The 18,061-nt window shown below is 70.9% G+C and carries 18 protein-coding genes; 12 read left to right on the forward strand and 6 right to left on the reverse strand.

From position 1 onward, the window contains the following. Positions 1–124 precede the first annotated feature (124 nt). A complete protein-coding gene (locus EXE45_RS10745; RefSeq protein ID WP_137694323.1) occupies positions 125–1,426 on the forward strand; it encodes an MFS transporter in 1,302 nt (433 codons plus the stop codon). A gap of 23 nt (positions 1,427–1,449) precedes the next feature. Here the strand turns inward: EXE45_RS10745 and EXE45_RS10750 are convergent, their stop codons facing one another. Together EXE45_RS10750 and EXE45_RS10755 are read right to left on the reverse strand one after the other, a co-directional pair. Then, positions 1,450–2,508 carry a M42 family metallopeptidase gene (locus tag EXE45_RS10750; protein ID WP_137694324.1) on the reverse strand — a complete coding sequence of 353 codons (1,059 nt, stop codon included), beginning with the start codon at positions 2,506–2,508 and terminating at the stop codon, positions 1,450–1,452. A gap of 113 nt (positions 2,509–2,621) precedes the next feature. Continuing rightward, positions 2,622–3,800: an inorganic phosphate transporter gene (locus EXE45_RS10755; RefSeq protein WP_092921236.1), complete on the reverse strand. Its 1,179-nt coding sequence runs from the start codon at positions 3,798–3,800 to the stop codon at positions 2,622–2,624. Positions 3,801–3,895: 95 nt separating this feature from the next. Between EXE45_RS10755 and EXE45_RS10760 the strand changes: the two genes are divergently transcribed. From EXE45_RS10760 to EXE45_RS10780, 5 genes are all read left to right on the forward strand, one after another. Continuing rightward, a complete protein-coding gene (locus EXE45_RS10760; RefSeq protein WP_137694325.1) occupies positions 3,896–4,114 on the forward strand; it encodes a hypothetical protein in 219 nt (72 codons plus the stop codon). Between the two features lie 7 nt (positions 4,115–4,121). Beyond that, positions 4,122–4,379 carry an MTH865 family protein gene (locus EXE45_RS10765; protein ID WP_092921237.1) on the forward strand — a complete coding sequence of 86 codons (258 nt, stop codon included), beginning with the start codon at positions 4,122–4,124 and terminating at the stop codon, positions 4,377–4,379. Positions 4,380–4,486: 107 nt separating this feature from the next. Next, positions 4,487–5,317 (forward strand): J domain-containing protein, encoded by an 831-nt coding sequence (locus tag EXE45_RS10770; RefSeq protein WP_137694326.1) that lies wholly within the window; start codon positions 4,487–4,489, stop codon positions 5,315–5,317. Further along, the gene (locus tag EXE45_RS10775; protein ID WP_137694327.1) at positions 5,314–6,105 is read left to right on the forward strand and encodes a metallophosphoesterase; all 792 of its coding nucleotides are present in this window, start codon (positions 5,314–5,316) and stop codon (positions 6,103–6,105) included. Before EXE45_RS10770 ends, EXE45_RS10775 begins: the two co-directional genes overlap by 4 nt. A gap of 32 nt (positions 6,106–6,137) precedes the next feature. Further along, positions 6,138–6,338 carry a hypothetical protein gene (locus EXE45_RS10780; protein ID WP_137694328.1) on the forward strand — a complete coding sequence of 67 codons (201 nt, stop codon included), beginning with the start codon at positions 6,138–6,140 and terminating at the stop codon, positions 6,336–6,338. An 83-nt stretch (positions 6,339–6,421) separates the two neighbouring features. Here EXE45_RS10780 and EXE45_RS10785 read toward each other — a convergent pair whose 3' ends face one another. After that, on the reverse strand, positions 6,422–7,354 hold the full coding sequence (locus EXE45_RS10785; protein WP_092921241.1) for an iron-sulfur cluster assembly protein: 933 nt from the start codon (positions 7,352–7,354) through the stop codon (positions 6,422–6,424). Next, a complete protein-coding gene (locus tag EXE45_RS10790; RefSeq protein ID WP_137694329.1) occupies positions 7,354–8,415 on the reverse strand; it encodes an amidohydrolase family protein in 1,062 nt (353 codons plus the stop codon). Before EXE45_RS10790 ends, EXE45_RS10785 begins: the two co-directional genes overlap by 1 nt. 133 nt (positions 8,416–8,548) lie before the next feature. Between EXE45_RS10790 and EXE45_RS10795 the strand changes: the two genes are divergently transcribed. The 3 genes from EXE45_RS10795 (at position 8,549) to EXE45_RS10805 (ending at position 11,517) form a co-directional block, all read left to right on the forward strand. Continuing rightward, the gene (locus EXE45_RS10795) at positions 8,549–9,589 is read left to right on the forward strand and encodes an NAD(P)-dependent alcohol dehydrogenase (protein WP_137694330.1); all 1,041 of its coding nucleotides are present in this window, start codon (positions 8,549–8,551) and stop codon (positions 9,587–9,589) included. Between the two features lie 241 nt (positions 9,590–9,830). Continuing rightward, positions 9,831–10,313: a hypothetical protein gene (locus tag EXE45_RS10800; protein ID WP_137694331.1), complete on the forward strand. Its 483-nt coding sequence runs from the start codon at positions 9,831–9,833 to the stop codon at positions 10,311–10,313. Positions 10,314–10,335: 22 nt separating this feature from the next. Beyond that, positions 10,336–11,517, forward strand: coding sequence for a thiamine pyrophosphate-dependent dehydrogenase E1 component subunit alpha (locus tag EXE45_RS10805; protein WP_137694332.1), 1,182 nt, complete (start codon positions 10,336–10,338; stop codon positions 11,515–11,517). Positions 11,518–11,668: 151 nt separating this feature from the next. Here the strand turns inward: EXE45_RS10805 and EXE45_RS10810 are convergent, their stop codons facing one another. Beyond that, on the reverse strand, positions 11,669–12,991 hold the full coding sequence (locus EXE45_RS10810; protein ID WP_137694333.1) for an NAD(P)/FAD-dependent oxidoreductase: 1,323 nt from the start codon (positions 12,989–12,991) through the stop codon (positions 11,669–11,671). 316 nt (positions 12,992–13,307) lie between these two features. Here EXE45_RS10810 and EXE45_RS10815 point away from each other — a divergent pair, with 316 nt between their 5' ends. After that, positions 13,308–14,555 (forward strand): pyridoxal-phosphate dependent enzyme, encoded by a 1,248-nt coding sequence (locus EXE45_RS10815; RefSeq protein WP_137694334.1) that lies wholly within the window; start codon positions 13,308–13,310, stop codon positions 14,553–14,555. Positions 14,556–14,603: 48 nt separating this feature from the next. On the opposite strand, the gene EXE45_RS10820 is transcribed toward EXE45_RS10815, so the two are convergent. Beyond that, on the reverse strand, positions 14,604–15,833 hold the full coding sequence (locus tag EXE45_RS10820; RefSeq protein ID WP_092921248.1) for a PGF-CTERM-anchored ABC transporter substrate-binding protein: 1,230 nt from the start codon (positions 15,831–15,833) through the stop codon (positions 14,604–14,606). Positions 15,834–15,895: 62 nt separating this feature from the next. Between EXE45_RS10820 and btuC the strand changes: the two genes are divergently transcribed. Together btuC and EXE45_RS10830 are read left to right on the forward strand one after the other, a co-directional pair. Next, positions 15,896–17,062 (forward strand): vitamin B12 ABC transporter permease BtuC, encoded by a 1,167-nt coding sequence (btuC, locus tag EXE45_RS10825; RefSeq protein ID WP_137694335.1) that lies wholly within the window; start codon positions 15,896–15,898, stop codon positions 17,060–17,062. Beyond that, the coding region (locus EXE45_RS10830; protein WP_137694336.1) for an ATP-binding cassette domain-containing protein at positions 17,059–18,061 on the forward strand (1,003 nt) is incomplete at its 3' end. The genes btuC and EXE45_RS10830, both read left to right, overlap by 4 nt.

Here is an 18,061-nt window from a genome sequence, read left to right on the forward strand (position 1 = left end):
CCGTCGGTGGCTCACGCGGACAGTCCGACCCGAATATCGACCGCCTGAAACGATAACCCCACGCGGACCGCCGGATCGACGGCGCTTTTTTCTCGGGCCGTCGTTGCCCCGATCGGAGACGACCGTGGCCCAGTTCGGCAACTCGGTACGGCTGCTCGGGGACCGGGAGTTCGCGGCGCTCGCCGGGACCGCGTTCGCGCGCAGTCAGGCGTACTCGACGATCCTCATCGCCCTCGCGCTGTACGCGGACCTCTTCGGCACCACGGGGTTCATCGAGGGGCTGTTCGGCACCGCGTTCGCGGTCGTTCAACTGGTCATCGTCCTCCCGCTGGGGCGGAAGGTCGACACCGGCAACGCGAAGCGGTGGCTGCTCGGCGGCTTCCTGATCAACGTCGCCGTCTTCGTCGGCTTCGCCTTGGTCGACAGCTCGGTCCACGTCATCCTCGTGCGGATGGTTCAGGGGCTCGGCGCGAGCGTCCTCTGGATCACGGGCGCGACCGTGATCGGCGAGATCAGCCCGGACGACGAACAGGGGCGGTGGCTGGGCTCGTACAACCAGTTCGCCTCCGTCTCGTCGCTCGCGGGCGACCTCGTCGGCGGCTACCTCCTGTACGCCTACGGGTTCGCGGAGACGTACCTCGTCTTGACGCTCGTCACGCTCGCCGCGTTCGTCCTGGTGTTCGCGTTCCTCCGCGACAACCCCGGCGGCCGGAAGGACCCCGATGACGCGGGCGGCCTGGAGACGTTCCGGTCGCTGCTCGGGCTCCCGATGCTGCGCGCGCTGGTCTTCTTCCGGTTCACGTTCAGCGTCGGGAAGATGGCGGTGATCATCTTCCTCCCCATCTACGCGCGGACGTCGTTCGACATCTCCGCGTTCGCCATCGGCTGGATCATGGCCGGCGGGAAGGCGACGAAGGCGCTCACGCAGGGGTTCGTCGGCGACCTCACCGACCGCTACGAGCGCACGTACCCGTTCGTCGCGGTCGGTGCGCTCCTCTACGGCGTCGGGACCGCGATCATCCCCCTCGCGGCGTACTTCGAGGGCACGCTCTCGCCGGTCACCGTCTCGTACCTCGGGGGCTTCCAGACGCTCGGCGGGGCCTTCTTCGCGCTGTTCGCCGCCTACTCGCTGCTCGGGATCGCCGACTCGATCCGGCTGCCGGCGAGCATGTCGCTGTTCGTCAGCGAGGGCGAGGCGTACGACTCCGTCGCCAGCGCGATGAGCCTGCGCTCCGTCTCGTGGAAGGTCGGCCAGGTCGTCGGTCCCGTGCTGGTCGGGACCACGATGGACGTGACGACCACCGAGACGGGGTTCCTGCTGGCGGCCGGGTTCATCGCGTTCGCGACCACCGGCTTCGCGTGGCAGGCGCGGCGGGCCCACCGCGCCGGCCGGGATCCGGGACCGACCGTCCCCGGCGACGACTGACACCGATCAGCGGGAAATCTCGTTCAGAGCGTGTAGTCGTGTTCGCCCGTTTCGGACTCCAAGAAGGCCGTCAGCAGGTCGATCGTCGCTTCGACGTCGCCGCCGTCGGCGGTCTCGGTGACGGTGTGGAGGTATCGCGTCGGGATCGAGATGGCCCCGACGGGCTTGGCGCCCGCCCCGGTCTGGAACCCCGCGGTGTCGGTGCCGCCCGCCGGCAACACCTCGTGTTGGTGGTCGATCCCCTCCTCCTCGGCCACCTCGGTGAGCCGACCGTGGACCTTCGGGCTGGTGATCACCGAGGAGTCCTTCAGCTTCACCGCGGTCCCCTCGCCCAGTTCGGTGACGGCGTCGGCCGGGCTGCCGATCTGCGGCACGTCGTTGGCGACGGTCACGTCCAAGGCGACGGCCAGGTCGGGGTCGACGTCGACGCCGAGCGCCCGCGCCCCCCGCAGGCCGACCTCCTCCTGGACCGTCGCCGCGAAGTGGACCGTCACGTCCGGATCCTCAATCCGGCGGGCGGCCTCCAGCATCGCGAACAGGCAGATCCGGTCGTCGAGCGCCTTCCCCGTGACGCGGTCGCCCATGCGCGTCGTGGTCTGGTCGAGGGTGACGAGGTCGCCGACGCTCACCAGGTCCGCGACCGTCTCCGCGTCGCGCCCGAGGTCGATGAAGACGTCTTTCACCTCGTCGGCTTTCTCCTGCTGTTCCTCCGTGAGCGTGTGCGGCGGGACCGAACCGATGACCCCGGTCAGGTCCTCGTCGCCGTGGACGGTGACGCGCTGCGCGCGAAGCACCCGGGCGTCGAAGCCGCCGAGGGGGTCGACCTGAACGAACCCCTCGTCGGTGACGTGGCGGACCATGAAGCCGATCTCGTCCATGTGGGCCGCGACGGCGACGGAGTAGTCGGAGTCGCCCTCGATCGTCCCGACGACGTTGCCCATCGCGTCGCTCCGGACGCGGTCGACGCGGTCTGCGAACTCGTGGCGGACGATCTCGCGGACGTCGTCCTCGTAGCCGGGGACACCGCGGGCCTCGGTCAGCTCTCGGAGCAGGTCGAACTCGAAGTCGAACTCGCGTGGCATACCACGTGGTGACCGCGCCACCGACTAAATTCCGCAGGATCCGGTACGCCGCTCGGATCGGGAGTTCGCGGGACGACTTTCGAGGACGCCGTCCGGCTACGGACGTTCCGTCGTCAGGCGATCCCGGGGACGAGGCGGAAGAACCCGTAGGCCAGAATCGTCGAGACGGACGGGCCGATGATCCACATCGAGACGTACTTCATTATCGCCCGGGGGTTGAACAGGTCTCCCGCTTCGAGCACCTCGTCGGGCTCATTTTCCCCGATCGGTGCGGCTGGTTTCCCCGCCATCTCTTCGGCGGTGATCGCGCCGGGAACGATCTCGGATTCCCCCGTGTCCCGAGTGACGGCCTCGCGGACGGTGACGGGACGGGTCGCGCGGCCCCAGCCGATCCCGACGATCGTCATGACCGTCGCCATCACGAGGCTGATCGGGATGCCGATCGCGGAAAGCGCCGTCGTGATCGTCGACGCGGTGAGCATAACGAACAGGGCCGCAAGCAGCGGAATGTCGCTCAGTTCCCCGCCGACCGATTCCATCGTCCGGCGAGCGATCGTGAAGCCGCCGACGCCGATAGCGAGCGTGGCGATGATAATCGCGGTGTCGTCGGGGAGTCCGCCGACGCCGCTGACCAGCGGTGCGGCGGCGTTCGGGACGTTGCTCGCCCCGGCGCTGAACGACATGTAACAGCCGATAAGGATCACGACCACCGTGCTGAGGAGCTCCGACCACGTCGTGTTCGGACCGAACTCCGGTTTCGGAACTCCTCCGCTCCGGTCGAAGACCAGTAGCGGACCGTCCGACTTGTCGATCTCCACCCGTCGGTTCACCTCGGGGTACAGGTAGCGTCCGACGACGCCGCCGACCCAGAATCCGATGATCGGCGTCACGATCCACCACGAAATGATGCCGGACATGGTCTCGTAGTTGAGCGTCTCAGTCGCCAGTCCGAGCCCGGCTATCGCGCCGACGGTCGTCATCGAGGTCGGCACGGGGACGCCGAAGATGTTGGCGACGAGGATACCCAGTCCGATGAAAAAGAGGATGGCGACGCCCGCCGAGAGCCCGAGTTCCGTGGTGATGATGCCCTCGCTCAGCGTGTCCATGACGTTCCGTCCCACCGTCCACCCGCCGAGGAACACGAAGAACGTCATGAGCCCCGCGGCGGTCGTCTTCCTGATGATGTCGGCCCCCACGGGCGGCCCCCACGCGATTCCCGTCGACGAGCCGCCGATATTGAATCCGACGAAGATAGCCGCGATAACGCCGACTACGAGAACGGTCTCGACCATTATCGAACGGTACACGCACCCCCGTAAAATAAGTAGCGTCATAGCCGAAGACGCGTCGTCGGAGCGTCGACGCGTCGGCGGGTTCCACTGAACCGGTGAGCGGCGACGCGTCGGCGGGTTCCACCAAACCGGTGAGCGTCGACGCGTCGGCGGGTTCCACCAAACCGGTGAGCATCGACGCGTCGGCGGGTTCCACCGAACCGGTCTCCGAACGCCGTATTCGTGTCATCGAGATCGGTGGTCCCGCGGCTCCGTTCAACGCTAAACGAGTTCAGCGTTGTTTCGGAACCCTTTTGCGGTCGCTCTCGGGATGAAACGTGTATGAGCGACGTGAGAGCGGAACTCCGCGAACAGTTCTTGGACGCGTTCGGCGGCGCAGATTTCCCCGTCGAGAACCAGATGGACCTCGTTCCGGCGCTGCCCGACGGTCCGGCGACGAAGTTCGAGGCCGGCGACGTGAGCCTCACCGCCATGGAGCTGGCGGCGAAGCTCGGCAGCGAACAGGAGTTCCCCTACGACTCCGCCGAGGCCCTCGTCGACGACATCCTCGACGGGCTCGAGGCGAAGGAGATGATCTGAGTCGCTCGGGACGAGCGGGACTGTCCCGCCGACGATCCGCAGCGCCCGGTGCCCCGTAGCCCACACGCCGGCGGGAGGTTGATTACCGCGGAGCCGTTACCGCGGGTGTGCCCGCCGACCTGATCGGACTGTTGCCGCCGTGGGTCCTTTGGGGGATCGCCCTCGGGACCGCCGCCACCGGGGTGGTCGCGCTCGCCTTTTACCTCGGGGACCGGTTCGCGCCGCCCCGCGCCGCGGAGACCGGCCGCCGCGGCGCCGCCGGCGACGAGCGTCGCCGTCGCGAGATCCGGTCGTACCTGAACGCCGCGGGCGAGCGCTTCGACGAGGACCACGCGTTCGACGACGTCGCCGTCCCGTTCTACCTCCCCGACCGCGGCGTCGCGATCACCTTCGACGCGCACGACTACTTCCGGCTGGAGGGCGAGGGCGTCTACACCGTCCTCTGTGAACACGAGATGCCGGGGCGCGGACTCGGTCGTCGCCTCCCCTTCGACGTCGACGAACCCGACTGGGCGAGCCCGAACGACTCGGGCGCCGATCGCTCAGATTCCGGCCCGTTCAACGGCGGTCGATTCGGGAGCGACCGGTTCGGCGGTGACCGATCCGTCGGGCGGTCGACGCCCCGCGGTCCCGGCGGCGGGGCCGACCCCGTGGGCGTCGCCTTCGACGAACTCGGCCTCGACCGCGACGCCGACCTCGACGCCGTGAAGGGCGCCTACCGCGAGCGCGCCAAGGAGACCCACCCGGACCAAGGCGGCGACGAGGAGTCGTTCCGACGCGTCCGAGAGGCGTACGCGACCGCCCGCAACCACGCCGACGGCGGAGCAAACGCCGGGGGGCGGGGCCGTTCCGGCGGCCGGGACGCGGACCGCACCGAGGGGTCCGGCGACCCCGACGCGGGCCGACGCGGGGAGCGGTCGCCCGGGTTCGGACGGTGACCGATCCCGACGTCGACCCCGCCCCCGACGGCGGCGTCGCGTTCGCGGAGCGCGCGATACACCTCGCCGGACCCGACGCGCTCGTCGTCGCCGACCTCCACGTCGGCCGCGACGAGGCCTCCGCCGTCTCCCTCCCGCTCGGCGAGCGTGCGGACCTCCGCGACCGCCTCGGCGCGCTCCTCGATCGGTTCGACCCGGCGACGGTCGTCGTCGCCGGCGACGCGATACACACCTTCGACCGAGTCACCGGCCGGAGCCGCGAGACCCTGAACGCGCTCCGCGACGTCTGCGAGGCGAACGGCGCCGCCCTCGAACTCGTCGCCGGGAACCACGACGCCGCGCTCGCGAACGCGTGGGACGGGCCGATCCGCGACGAATTGGTCCTCGGCGCGGAACGCGATCGGGACACCGAGGGGACGCGGGTGGGTGACGACGCGACCGACGGCGACCCGGGCGCGCACCGCACCGTCGTCTGTCACGGTCACGAGGCGCCCGCGACGGCGGCGGACCGATACGTGATCGGTCACGTCCACCCGACGATCGAGATCGAGGGCGACAGGCGCCCCTGTTTCCTCCGCGGCGACGGGACGTACCGCGACGCCGACCTCCTCGTGCTCCCCGCGTTCACCCGACTCGCCCCGGGCGTGACCGTCAACGACGCGACGACGGCGGGACTCGACTCCCCGCTCCTCTCCGACGCCGCCGCCCTCGCCCCGGTGGTGTACGATCCCGACCGCGAGGAGTCGCTACGGTTCCCGCCGCTCGGACGGTTTCGCGAGCTGTTGTGAACGCTTTTGCCCTCTCGTGAGTACTGTGACCCATGAACACGGAAAACGCCTGTCTCGGCTGCGGCGAGCCGTTCGACTGGGGGGAAAGCGAGTGTCCGGCGTGCGGCTGGGACCGCGACGAGTGGGCCGCGAGCGGTCGACACGGACTGGAGAGGGAGGGGCACGGCGAGCCAGAGACGGACGGCCGGTCGGAAGGCGGCGGGGGGCTCAGCGGACTCGGACCGATCCGCTGAGGCGGGAAACCGCGACGGAGGGAGAGGAACGAGACCGAGGGCGCGGAACGCGACAGCGGACGAGGCGGGGGGCCGACCGCGAGTCAGTCGTTGCTGCCGAGCGTCCACGTCGAGGTGAACTCGTCGACGTCGCCGTCGTACGCCGAGGGACCGTCGCCCGACTGGTCGACGTACGACGCGCCGGACCCGTCCGGGCCGTCGGGCCCGTGGCGCGCCCGGTGAAGCGCGTCGCAGACGGCGCCCTGTCCGCCCATGTTCACGCTCGCCAGCCGGGAGCGCTTCTGGACCACGTCGAGTCGCTCGGCCGGGATCGGGTCGCCCTCCGGCGTCAGGAACAGCGTGTCGTCGGGCTCCGTCACGTGGCCGCTCGTCTCGACGCGGTCGAGGTAGTCGGCGACCGGTTCGGCGTCGACGACGACCGCGAGGCCGTCGAGCGAGACGTGCGCCTCGTCGCCGGCGACCTCGACCTCCGAGCGTTCGAGGGCGACGACCTGTTCGGGGTCGACGCCGGCGTCGAGCAGCTCGCTGACCGCCTCGCGCTGCGTCGAGACCCGAGCCTTGTCGGCGATGGCCGCACGCACCGCCGCCACGCCGCCGTCCGCGTCCGGGAACGTCTCCCCGAAGGTGTCGCGCGCGTTCACGCCGGTCGTGATCTCCTCGCCGTGCATGTGGTCGCACAGCTCGATCCGGGCCTCCCGCACCCAGTCGAGCGCCTCGACCTCGTCGCGGGCGTCGGTGGCCATCATCCACGCGAACGCGGGCGAACACCACGCGGTCGGAAGCGTGAATCGGACCTCGACGCGGTCGCCGTCGACCTCGATCGCGTCGACGTAGTCGAGTTCGACGATCGAGCGGGCGAGCTCCGGGTCCTCGACGCGGTCCAGTCGGTCCCTGACCGTCGACGTTCCGTCCGGATCTCCGCTCGGGTCGTCCGTCGAGTCGCCGGCGTCGCCGGTCATGTCGCTCGCGGCGTCGCCGCCGGGACCGCTCGTCGGGCCTGCGCTGCTCCCCGACATCAGTCCGCCGCGGCCCCCGCGTCGCCGCCGTAGTGGGACTCGAGATCGAACCGCTCGGTGACCTCGTCGTCGCGGAACTGGCGCTTCTTCTCCTCGATGTCGATGTCGTACAGCTCCGCGGCGTTCTCGCCCATGACCTTCTTCATCGTCTCCACGTCGAGTTCGACCCCGTACTCGTCTCGCTGCTCGTCCGTGAGCTCCGCGTTCAGCACCTGCTCGACGAGCCAGTCGGGGTTCCACAGCGCGTAGTCGGAGCCGAACAGGACGCGGTCCTCGCCGAGCCAGTAGAGCAGTTCGCCCATGATCTCGCCGAACTTCCGCGGGCGGTTCGTCGACATCGCGGAGGCGACCGCGAGCCCGCCGTACACGTTCGGCTCCTGGGCGGCGATCCAGCAGAAGTCGTCGAGCCGCGGGAGCCCGACGTGGTTGACGATGAAGTTGAGCTCCGGGAACGACGAGGCGGCGTCGTCGATGTCCTTCACGTCGAACGCGTCGCGGTTGAGCGGGCGGATCGTCGGCCCCTTGTGGGCGTTGATGTTCTCGATGCCGAGGTCGGCGCACTTCTCGAGGAACTCGAAGGCCTCGTCGCTGTCGAGGCGCCACCCCTTCGACTCGCCGCGCCACTCGGCGGTGTACAGCTTCACGCCGGGGATGTCGTACTCCGCTTTGAGGTGTTCGAGGTAGCGCAGACCCTCCTCCCCGTCGCGCGGGTCGAAGCTCCCGTTCAACACGAACCGCTCCGGATACTCCTCGGCGAGCTCGGCGTTCTGCTCTGTCGTGTTGAACCCCTCGTCGTAGAAGTCGTCGAGGTACGTGGGCTGGAAGATCGCCATGTCGGCGGCCGCGTTGCCGAACAGGTCCTCGGTCATCTTGTCGGCGCCGTAGTGCCGATAGGTGTCGATGTCCCACTGCTCCTCCTCCGGGGTGAACCCGGTGTGGTAGTCGTAGAAGCACTGGAGGAACTGTTCGCCCCCCTCGTGGATGATGTTCTCCTCCCGCGCGTCCCACAGGTGAACGTGGCCGTCGATGACGAAGATCTCCTCGCCGTCCATCTCGTACATACGAGTTACTCTGTGACGTGTTTACATATAACTATAAGGATCGTTCAGGTAAATTACCTGTTCGTTTCCCGTTTACCTCGCTACTGACACCAGAACGAACGTTTATGACATAGGCTGCGAGAGAGTACGTCACATGCAAGCTGCCAGACTCCACGAGTACACCGACGACATGAGCGAGGGGCTCAGCATCGACGAGGTCGACCGACCGGCGGCGACGGGGCCGGACGACGTGATCGTCGAGGTCGAGGGCGCGGGGTGGTGCCAGACGGACAACCACATCATCGAGGGGATGTGGACCGAGTACGTCCCGCAGGAGCTCCCCTTGACCTTGGGCCACGAGAACGCCGGTACCGTCGTCGAGACGGGGGATAACGTCGACCTGGTCTCGCCGGGCGACCCGGTGATCTGCCACCCGGTCCAGACCTGCGGGACGTGTCGCCCGTGCCGGCTCGGCGAGACGATGTACTGCGAGAACGACGCGTTCAACGGGCTCACCACCGACGGCGGCTTCGCCGAGTACCTCCACACCAGCGAGCGCTCGGTGATCCCGCTCCCGTCGGGCGTCGAGCCGATCGACATCGCGCCTCACGCCGACGCCGGGATCACCGCGTACCACGCCGCGAAGAAGGCGGTCGCCGACCTGAACCCGGGCGACCACGCCGTCGTCATCGGCGTCGGCGGCCTCGGCCACATCGGCCTCCAGTGCCTCGACGCGATGAGCGCGGCCCGGATCACCGCGGTCGATCTGAAGGAGTCGGCGCTCAACCTGGCGGAGGGGTACGGCGCCGACCACCTGATAAATCCGGGCGAGGAGGACGTCGCGGCCGAGATCGAGGGGATAACGGACGGCACCGGCGCGGCGCAGGTGCTCGACTTCGTCGGCGAGGACGTGACGACCTCGTACGCCCCCGAGATCACCGCCGCCGGCGGCGACCACCACATCATCGGCTACGGCGGCCACGTCCACGAGCCGTCGCAGGCGCTGGTGAACGGCGAGTTCTCCTTCGTCGGCAACATCGTCGGCCGGTACGCCGAGCTCCAGGAGCTCGTCGCGCTCGTCGAGCAGGGCGACGTCGACCTCCACACCAGCCGCTACGACCTCGGCGAGATCAACACGGTCGCCGAGAAGCTCGAACACCGCGAGATCGACGGGCGCGCCGTCATCACGCCCTGACGGGTCTCCACCCCCCTGACGGGCCTCCGACCGACGAACCGTGGCCCGGCTCACGGGAGGGTTTCGGTGTTCGTCCCGAATCAGCGGACCGCGGACCGCAGAGCCCGCTTCACAACGATCCGAGGGTCCGTCACCGGCGGATCCCCCGTCGCGCGTTCCGGGTGGTCGGTGAGTGATCGGAGACGCAAACCGGCGTTTCATTCACGGGAAAGCCTTTATCCCGCGTTCGTGACTTCCGGGTATGGATCGATACCTCCCGCCCGAGTTGGGGCTCTCGTCCCCGGAGCGGTGGGCGCTGTTCGCCGGCGGCTACGCGTTCGCCTGCGGCGCGGTCACCGCCGGCCTGCTCTCGACCGTCCTCGGCCTCTTCGCCGAGGTTGTCGGCCTCTCGCCGTCGTTCCCGGTCCCGCTCCTCGCGGTGCCGGCGCTCCTCGTCGGCACCGCGGTCTGGTGGCTGCTCGTCGAGCGCCGCGCGACGTACACGTACCCGGCCGGCGTCGCGTTCGGAGCGCTCACGGCGCTCGGCACCGGCCTCTGCTGGATCGCGTGGTTCCTCGTCGTCTGGAGCGTCGACCTGCTCGTCGCGGGGCCCACCCCGATCCTCGTCGGCCTCGTGATCGGACTGACGACGGCCGCCGGCGCGCTGATCGGCCCCCCGATAACCTTCCTCCGCCGCCGGAGCCGAGCGGGCTCGGACGCCGGCGCGACCGCTAACTCCTTGTGACCGCGGCCCACACCAATCGCTCATGAACGAGAACGGCGGCGACGCGGGCGCGCCCGGCCGCGACGACGCGACCGACCCCCTCGCCGGCGAGGACCTCTACCGCGTGCTCGGGCCGGACGGCAGCCCCCTGCCGGACGCGACGGTCCCGGACCTCTCCGACGAGGAGTTCCGCGCGATCTACCGGGACCTCGTCGTCACGCGCCGGTTCGACGAACGCGCGGTGAGCCTCCAGCGGCAGGGACGGATCGGGACGTACGCGCCCTGCGCGGGCCAGGAGGGGTCCGCGGTCGGCTCGACGCACGCGCTCGCGGACCGGGACCTGATCAGCTACCAGTACCGCGAACACGGCGCGGTCGTCGTCCGCGACCTCCTCTCGGAGTACCTCCCGTACTGGATGGGTCACGAGTCCGGGACGGAGGCGATCGCCGACGGCAATGTCTTCCCGCTCAACATCGGGATCGCGGCGCACCTCCCGCACGCGGTCGGCGCCGCGTGGGCGTTCGACTACCGCGACGAGGACCGCGTCGTCGCCGCGCACTTCGGCGACGGCGCGACCAGCGAGGGCGACTTCCACGAGGCGATGAACTTCGCGGGCGTGTTCGACACGCCGACGTTGTTCTGCTGTCACAACAACGGCTGGGCCATCTCGATCCCCGAATCCCGCCAGACCGCGAGCGACACGTTCGCGCGGAAGGCGACCGCCTACGGCTTCGACGGCGTCCGCGTCGACGGGATGGACCCCCTCGCGAGCTACGCGGTCACCCGAGAGGCTGCGGAGCGGGCGCGAGGCGGCGCCGAGTCGGACGCCGTCCCCGACCCGTCCGAGACCGACGACGCCCCCCGTCCGAGCCTCGTCGAGTTCGTCGAGTACCGGTTCGGCGCGCACACGACCGCGGACGACCCGAGCGCCTACCGCGATCCCGACGACGTGGAGCCGTGGCGCGCGCTCGACCCCCTCGACCGGATGGAGGCGTTCCTCCGCGAGACGGGCCGGATCGACGACGAGGGCGTCGCGGCGGTTCACGACGAGGCCGACGACGTCGTCGCCGACGCGATCGATTTCGCGGAGTCGGTCGAGCCCGACCCCGCCGACATGTTCGAGCACGCGTACGCCGAGTTCCCGCCCGAGGTCCGCCGCCAGCGCGACGAACTGCTCGCGGCCGTGGAAGAGCACGGGAAGGAGGCGTTTCTGCGGGAAGAATAACTAACTGGAAACGAGTAGACGTACTTAGACGATGGATCCGATGGACCGCCTCCGTGCGATCAAGCGAGTTCTTCGCGACCGAGACGTCGACCTCGATCGCATGCGACGCGAGTCGAAGTCGGACTGGGAGTCCGGGCGCGACGACGATCGGTTATAAATACTCCGCCGCCGCCGCGGCCGCCTTCCGCCCGCTCTCTAACGCGCCCTGGATCGACGACCACTCCGTGTAGTCGCCGGCGAGCGCCACTGGTCCCTCCGGGTCGTCGGGATCCGGGAGGTCGGCGTGGACGCCCGGCGGCTGTGCGAACTGCGCGAACCGGATCCGGTGGATGTCGAGCGTCTCCAGCCCGGAGAAGTCGCGTTCGGGGAACCACGCGTCGAGGGCGTCGCGGACGTCGTCGCGGAGGTCTTCGTCGGGCCGGTCCAGCGCGTCCTCGCCGAGGAACGTCGCCGCGAGCAGCGCGCGGCCGTCCGGCGCGTACTCGGGCGCGACCTCGGACATCGGCACGACGGCGTTCGGGGACTCGCTCGCGGCGTTGAGCAGGATGCGCTCGCCGGTCTCGAACGACTCCCCCGCGGGGAGCGCGTACCAGCCGGTGACGTTCGGGACGCCCTCCGTGGGAACCGACTCGACGCCCGTGAGCCGCCGGGCCTCAGGCGGCGAGGTCGCGACGACGACCGCGTCCGTCTCGCGGGTCGCGCCGTCCGCGAGTTCGACGGTCGCGCCGTCGCCGTCGGCGGAGCCGGACCGGAAGGGGATCCGCCCGCCGCCCGCGATCCGGACCGATTCGACGTCCTCGCCGGTCTCGATCGTCACGCCCGCCTCGCGGGCGCGGTCGGCGAGCGCGGCGGGGAGCGCGGCCATCCCTTCGGCGGGGACGCCGATGGAGCCGCGCCCCATCGCGCGGAACGTGTACTCGAAGACGTGCTTCGAGGTCGAGAGGGTGCGATCGAGAGTGATCCCGCCGTAAAAGGGCTCCACGAAGTTCTCGACGTAGTCCTCGGCGAATCCCCAGTCGCGAAGGTACTCGCGGATCGGCGCGTCCGGGCCGGCGAAGAACTCGTCCGCGTCGCAGTTCGCGAGGTCGTACCGGAGCGCGAGCGTCCGGAGCTTGTCAGAGAGGGAGACCTCGTCGTTCAGGAGCGAGGGGAGCGCGGCGCGCGGGTCCCGGAGCGGGTCACCGAGGGTCGAGCGCGAGCCCGGTCGGCAGATCGTCGCGCCGGGCACGAACGTCCGCAGGTCGAGGTCGTCGAGCCCGTCGGCGCCCAGTTCGCGCTCGACGGCGGGGTAGCCCGAGAAGAGGACCTGGAAGCCGCGGTCGAGGGTGAACCCGTCGACCGTCTCCGTGCGTACCCGGCCGCCGACCTCGGGCCGTCGCTCGTACAGCGTCACGTCCGCGCCCGCCTCGGCGAGCCGCGTCGCCGCGACGAGCCCCGCCAGCCCGCCGCCGACGACCGTGGCGTCTCCGTTCATAGGTGCGGTTTCGGGTCGCGGGATTATAAGCGGCGGCGAGTCGATACGAGTCGCTTTCGCTCTCGTGAACGCCTGCGCCCGCCTCCCGGCTGCCCCTTCGAGTCCCGCCCCGCACGGCACCGCAGCCTCACGCCTCCCCAGCCTCGTCGGTGGTCCTCCGCGTTGCTCCGGACCACCGACTCCCTCGCACGCGCTGTCTCGCGGCCGCCGAGGGCGGCCGCTCGAAGGCGCGCGCCGCCGCACCGCCGGCGGTCCATCCTCCCGCGACTCGCGTCCGAGTGCGAAGCGATTAGTCGCCGCCGCCACACGGTTCGGTATGGAGACGACCGAGACCACGCCGGCGTTTCGCGGGCTGAAGAGTCGGGCGTCGGGACGCGTTCACGAGACCGCCGACGCGGCGGCGATCGACGACGACGAGCGGGCGCGGGGGCTCGACCCGACCTACGACTACGACGCGGTCGACCCGGACGACCTGTTCGACCCGGCGGCTCGCGGCGGGAGCGGGGACGCTCGCGCGGCGCCCGCGACCGCCAGCGGCCACTGGCGCTTCGACGCGCTGCTCCCGTTCCCGGCCGCGGACGCGCTCACCGCCGGCGAGGGCGGGACGCCGCTCGTGGCCACCGACCGCCTCGCCGACGAGCTCGACGTGGCATCGGTGTACGTCAAAGACGAGGGCCGGAACCCCACCGGGACCGTCCTCGACCGCGGTCTCTCGCTCGCGATGACCGCGGTGGCGGGACGGGTCGCGGACGGCGCCGACGTCGAGCCGCTCGTCTGCGCGAGCCCCGGAAACGCCGGCCAGTCGATGGCGGCGTACGCGGGCCGGGCGGACCTGCGCTCGTACGCGTTCGTCCCCTCGCGGTGCGCGTTCTCGAACAAGGCGATGACGAACGTCCACGGCGGCGAGATGCGCGTGGTCGGCGGGCGCTTCCCGGACGCGGCCGAAGCGGTCGACGAGCAGTTGGAGACCGACTACACCGACCTCGGGGAGTTCGTCACCCCGTACCGCCACGAGGGCGCCAAGACCGTCGCGTTCGAGCTCGTCGCGGACCTCGGTGACGCCCCCGACGTCGTCGTCGTCCCGACCGGGTCCGGCGAGGTCGTCGCCGGCGTCCGCAAGGGGTTCGTCGAGCTCGACCGGGTCGGTGCGATCGACGGGACTCCGAAGGTCGTCGCGGCGCAGGCGTCCGGCTGCGCCCCGATCGCGGCCGCGGTCGAGCGCGGCCTCGACGAGCCCGAGCCGTGGGAGACGCCGGACACGATCTGCGGCGAACTGGAGATCCCCGACCCGGCTGGCGGCGCCGCGGCCGTTGAGGCGGTCACGGAGAGCGGCGGGACCGCGGTCGGCGTCGACGACGAGGACATCCTCGCGAGCGCGACCGCCGTGGCGCAGAACGAGGTCGTCGAGATGGGCGCCACCGGCGGCGCGGCCCCCGCCGGGGCGTGGGCGCTCGCGGAGGACGGCTTCTTCGACGGCGACGAGACCGTCGTGCTGCTCAACAGCGACGCCGGACTGAAGACGCCGGACGTCCTGCGCAGCCACCTGATGGGTCAGGGAATCTGAGCCGGAACGTCGGTCAGCGGTCGGTGCGACTCGCGCGCTCCTCGCCGGTCACTCGCGCCGCGCGAGCAGCCCGGTCGCGAGCAGCGCGAGGGCGGCCGCGACGACGCCGAAGCCGGGCGACTCCGCGCCCGTCTCTCCGGCGCTTCCGTCGCTCTCGTTCCCGTCCGCGGCGGTCAGATCCGTTTCGTTCCCGTCCGCGCCGTCGGTCGACGAGCCGTCGTCCGCGCCGTCGGTCGCGGTACCGTTGCCCGACGAATCGCCGTCGTCCGCGCCGTCCGTCGACTCGCCGCCCTCGCTCCGGAGTTCGACCACCGCGTTCGACAGCGTCGTCGTCGACTCGATCACGCTGCGCGGCGCCGGCTGGTTGAGGTAGTTCACGTTCATGACCACGTAGCTGTCCTCGGTGCCCGCGGTCGTGCTGGCGTACGGTTCGGTGTCGAGGATCGCCGCTTCGGGGTCGGTGACGAGGATCAGTTCCGGGTTCGCTTCGAGGATGACCTCGTCGGAGAGCTGCGGGTACCCCGATCCGACGTCGGCGGCGACGTTCTCGGTCCCGCCGACGGTCATGATCGCGTCGATGAAGGTGTTGTTCGCCGCGACGTAGCCGCCGCCGAGCGGGTACAGCGCAGCCGGGCGGTCGACGCCGCTCGTCCGCTCCTCCGCGGCCTCGACCGCGTCGTACATCTCCTCGTTGGTCTCCGCGGCGGCGTCGCACGCCCCCACGAGCCGACCGATCGTCTCCGTCTTCTCGGCGATGTCGTCGATCGAGGTGGCCGCGGGGAAGTGGTACACCGTCAGCCCCTGCTCGCGGAGCGGCTCGACGTCGGCCGCCGAGGAGTTCGGCGCCAGCACGAGGTCGGGCTCGGTGGCGACGACGCGCTCGACGCTCGCGCCGAACGAGGCGGAGACGTTCGCGCGCTCCTCGGCGCCGTCGAGGTAGGTGGCGAACCGGCTCACGCCGACGACCCGGTCCTGTGCGCCCAGCTCCCACAGCGTCTGCGCGGCCGAGGGGTTGATCGTCGTGATCCGCTCGGGGCGCTCCTCCAGCGTCACCGTGGTCCCGGTGGCGTCGGTCGCGCTGACCGGGAAGCCGCAGGCGCCGTCAGTCTGCGCGGGGCCGCCCCCCGTCGCGCCCGCGGCTCCGACCGCCGGCTGCGCGCCCGCGGTCGGTCCGTCGATCGATATCGTCGGCTGTGCGCCCGCGGCAGTCCCGGCGACGCCGCCGATCAGGGCGGTCGTCACCAGCACGGCCATCGCGATCGCGAAGCTGTTTCGCATCGCATCCACGACCGGGCTCGTCCAATAAGTATTTACCTACTACAAGTTGTGTTGGAGTACGGATGCGTCCCTGGGTGCGGTCGGCGGGCTGGTCGGCGGCGATAGCCGCGCTGCTCGCGGTCGTCGTCGTCGTCAGCGCCGCGATCGGACCGGTCCGAATCCCACCCGAGACCGTCGTGAAATCGGTGTTGAACGCCTTTTCCGTGCCGTCGGGAATTGAGACGACCGCGAGCGGCGTCGGCCCGCTGCCGGTCCCCGGCGTCGGGCCGCTCACGCTCCCGGGACTCGGCCTCGCGTTCGCGTCGCCGTTCGCGTTCCCCGTCGACGCCGTCCACCAGCAGATCGTCGTGGGGGTGCGGCTCCCGCGGATCCTGCTCGCCGCGCTCGTCGGGTTCGCGCTCGCGGCCGCCGGCACGGTGATGCAGGGCTTCTTCCGCAATCCGATGGCGGACCCGTCGATCATCGGCGTCTCCTCCGGGGCCGCGGTCGGCGCGGTCGCGTTCATCGTCTTCCCCGTCGCGCTCTCGACGACCGTCGCCGTCCCCCTCCTCGGCGCCGTCGAGGTCTCGCTCTCGCGCGGCGCGGGGACCAGCCTCTTCGCGTTCGCCGGCGCGCTCGTCGCCGCCTTCGGCGTGTACGCCATCGCGACCCGTCACGGTCGGACGCCCGTCGCCACCCTGCTCTTGGCCGGCGTCGCGGTCCAGACGTTCCTCGGCGCGGTGGTCTCGTACCTCCAGCTACAGGCCGGCGAGTCGCTCCGGCAGATCGTCGCGTGGCTGATGGGCCACCTCTCGGGCGCGGCGTGGAGCGAGGTCGCCGTCACCGCCGCCGTCGTGCCGCCGCTGTTCGCCGTGTTGCTCGCGTACGCCCGCGACCTCAACGTCCTCCTGCTCGGCGAGGAGGAGGCCCGCGGGCTGGGTATCGCGGTGGAGCGCACGAAGCGGATCATGCTCGCGGCCTCGGCGCTCGTCACGGCCGCCGGCGTCGCGTTCGCCGGCGTGATCGGGTTCGTCGGCCTCATCGTCCCGCACATGCTCCGGCTCGTCGTCGGCCCCGACCACCGAGTGCTCCTCCCGACCGCGGCGCTCGCGGGCGGCACCTTCCTCGTCGCGGCCGACACGGTCGCGCGCTCGGCGCCAGCCGAGTACCCGGTCGGCATCATCACCGCCGCGGTCGGCGCGCCCTTCTTCGTCTACCTGCTCGTGACCCGGGAGGTGACGGAGCTGTGAGCGCGGACCGCTCCGACGACGAGGCTCCCTCGGCCGCCGCGGCCGACCCCGAGTCGCTCCCCGACACGTCGCTCTCGTTCGGTGACGAACCGCTCCTGTCGGCGTCGGACGTCGCCGTCTCGTTCGACGACGTCGACGTCGTCTCCGGCGTGGACCTCCGGGTCGAGCCCGGCTCGCTCGTCGGCCTCGTCGGCCCCAACGGCGCCGGCAAGACCACGGTGCTGCGCGCGGTCACCGGCGCGATCGAGCCGGACGCGGGAACGGTCCGGATCGGGGGCGAGCGGGCGTCGTCGCTGTCGCCCCGCGAGGTCGGGCGCCGCGTCGCGAGCGTCCCGCAGACGACGAACCTGGCGTTCGACTTCCCCGTGCGACACGTCGTCGAGATGGGGCGAACGCCGCACCTCGGTCGCCTCGACGCGCACGGGGTCGAGGACGACGACGCGGTCAACGCCGCGATGACCGCGGCCGACGTCGAGCGCTTGGCGGACCGGTCGATCACGGCGGTCTCGGGCGGTGAGCGCCAGCGCGTGCTGCTCGCGCGGGCGCTGGCGCAGGCGGCCCCGCTCCTCCTCCTGGACGAGCCGACCGCCAGCCTCGACGTGAACCACGCGGTCGAGACCCTCGAACTGGTCCGCGAGTTCGTCGACGACGGCGAACGCGGTGCGATCGCCGCGATCCACGACCTGGACGCGGCCGCGAGGTACTGCGACGAGGTCGTCGTCCTCGCGAACGGCGGCGTCCGGGCGGCCGGCCCGCCGGAGTCGGTGCTGTCGGCGTCCGCGGTCGGCGCCGCCTTCGACGCGGAGGCGTTCGTCGGTCGCAACCCGGCGACCGGGACGCCCGCGGTGACGGCGTTCCCGCACAGCGACGTCGAACCGCGGCGGGTTCACGTGATCGGCACGGGGCGCCCGGCCGCGCGCGTCGTCGCCCGGTTGGCCGCCGCGGGCCACGAGCCGTCGGTCGGGGTGGTCCCGGAGGGCGATCGGGATCCGGACGCCG

The organism is Halorubrum sp. SP9 (assembly GCF_005435015.1).
In the GTDB taxonomy this organism is placed as follows: Archaea; Halobacteriota; Halobacteria; order Halobacteriales; family Haloferacaceae; genus Halorubrum; species Halorubrum sodomense.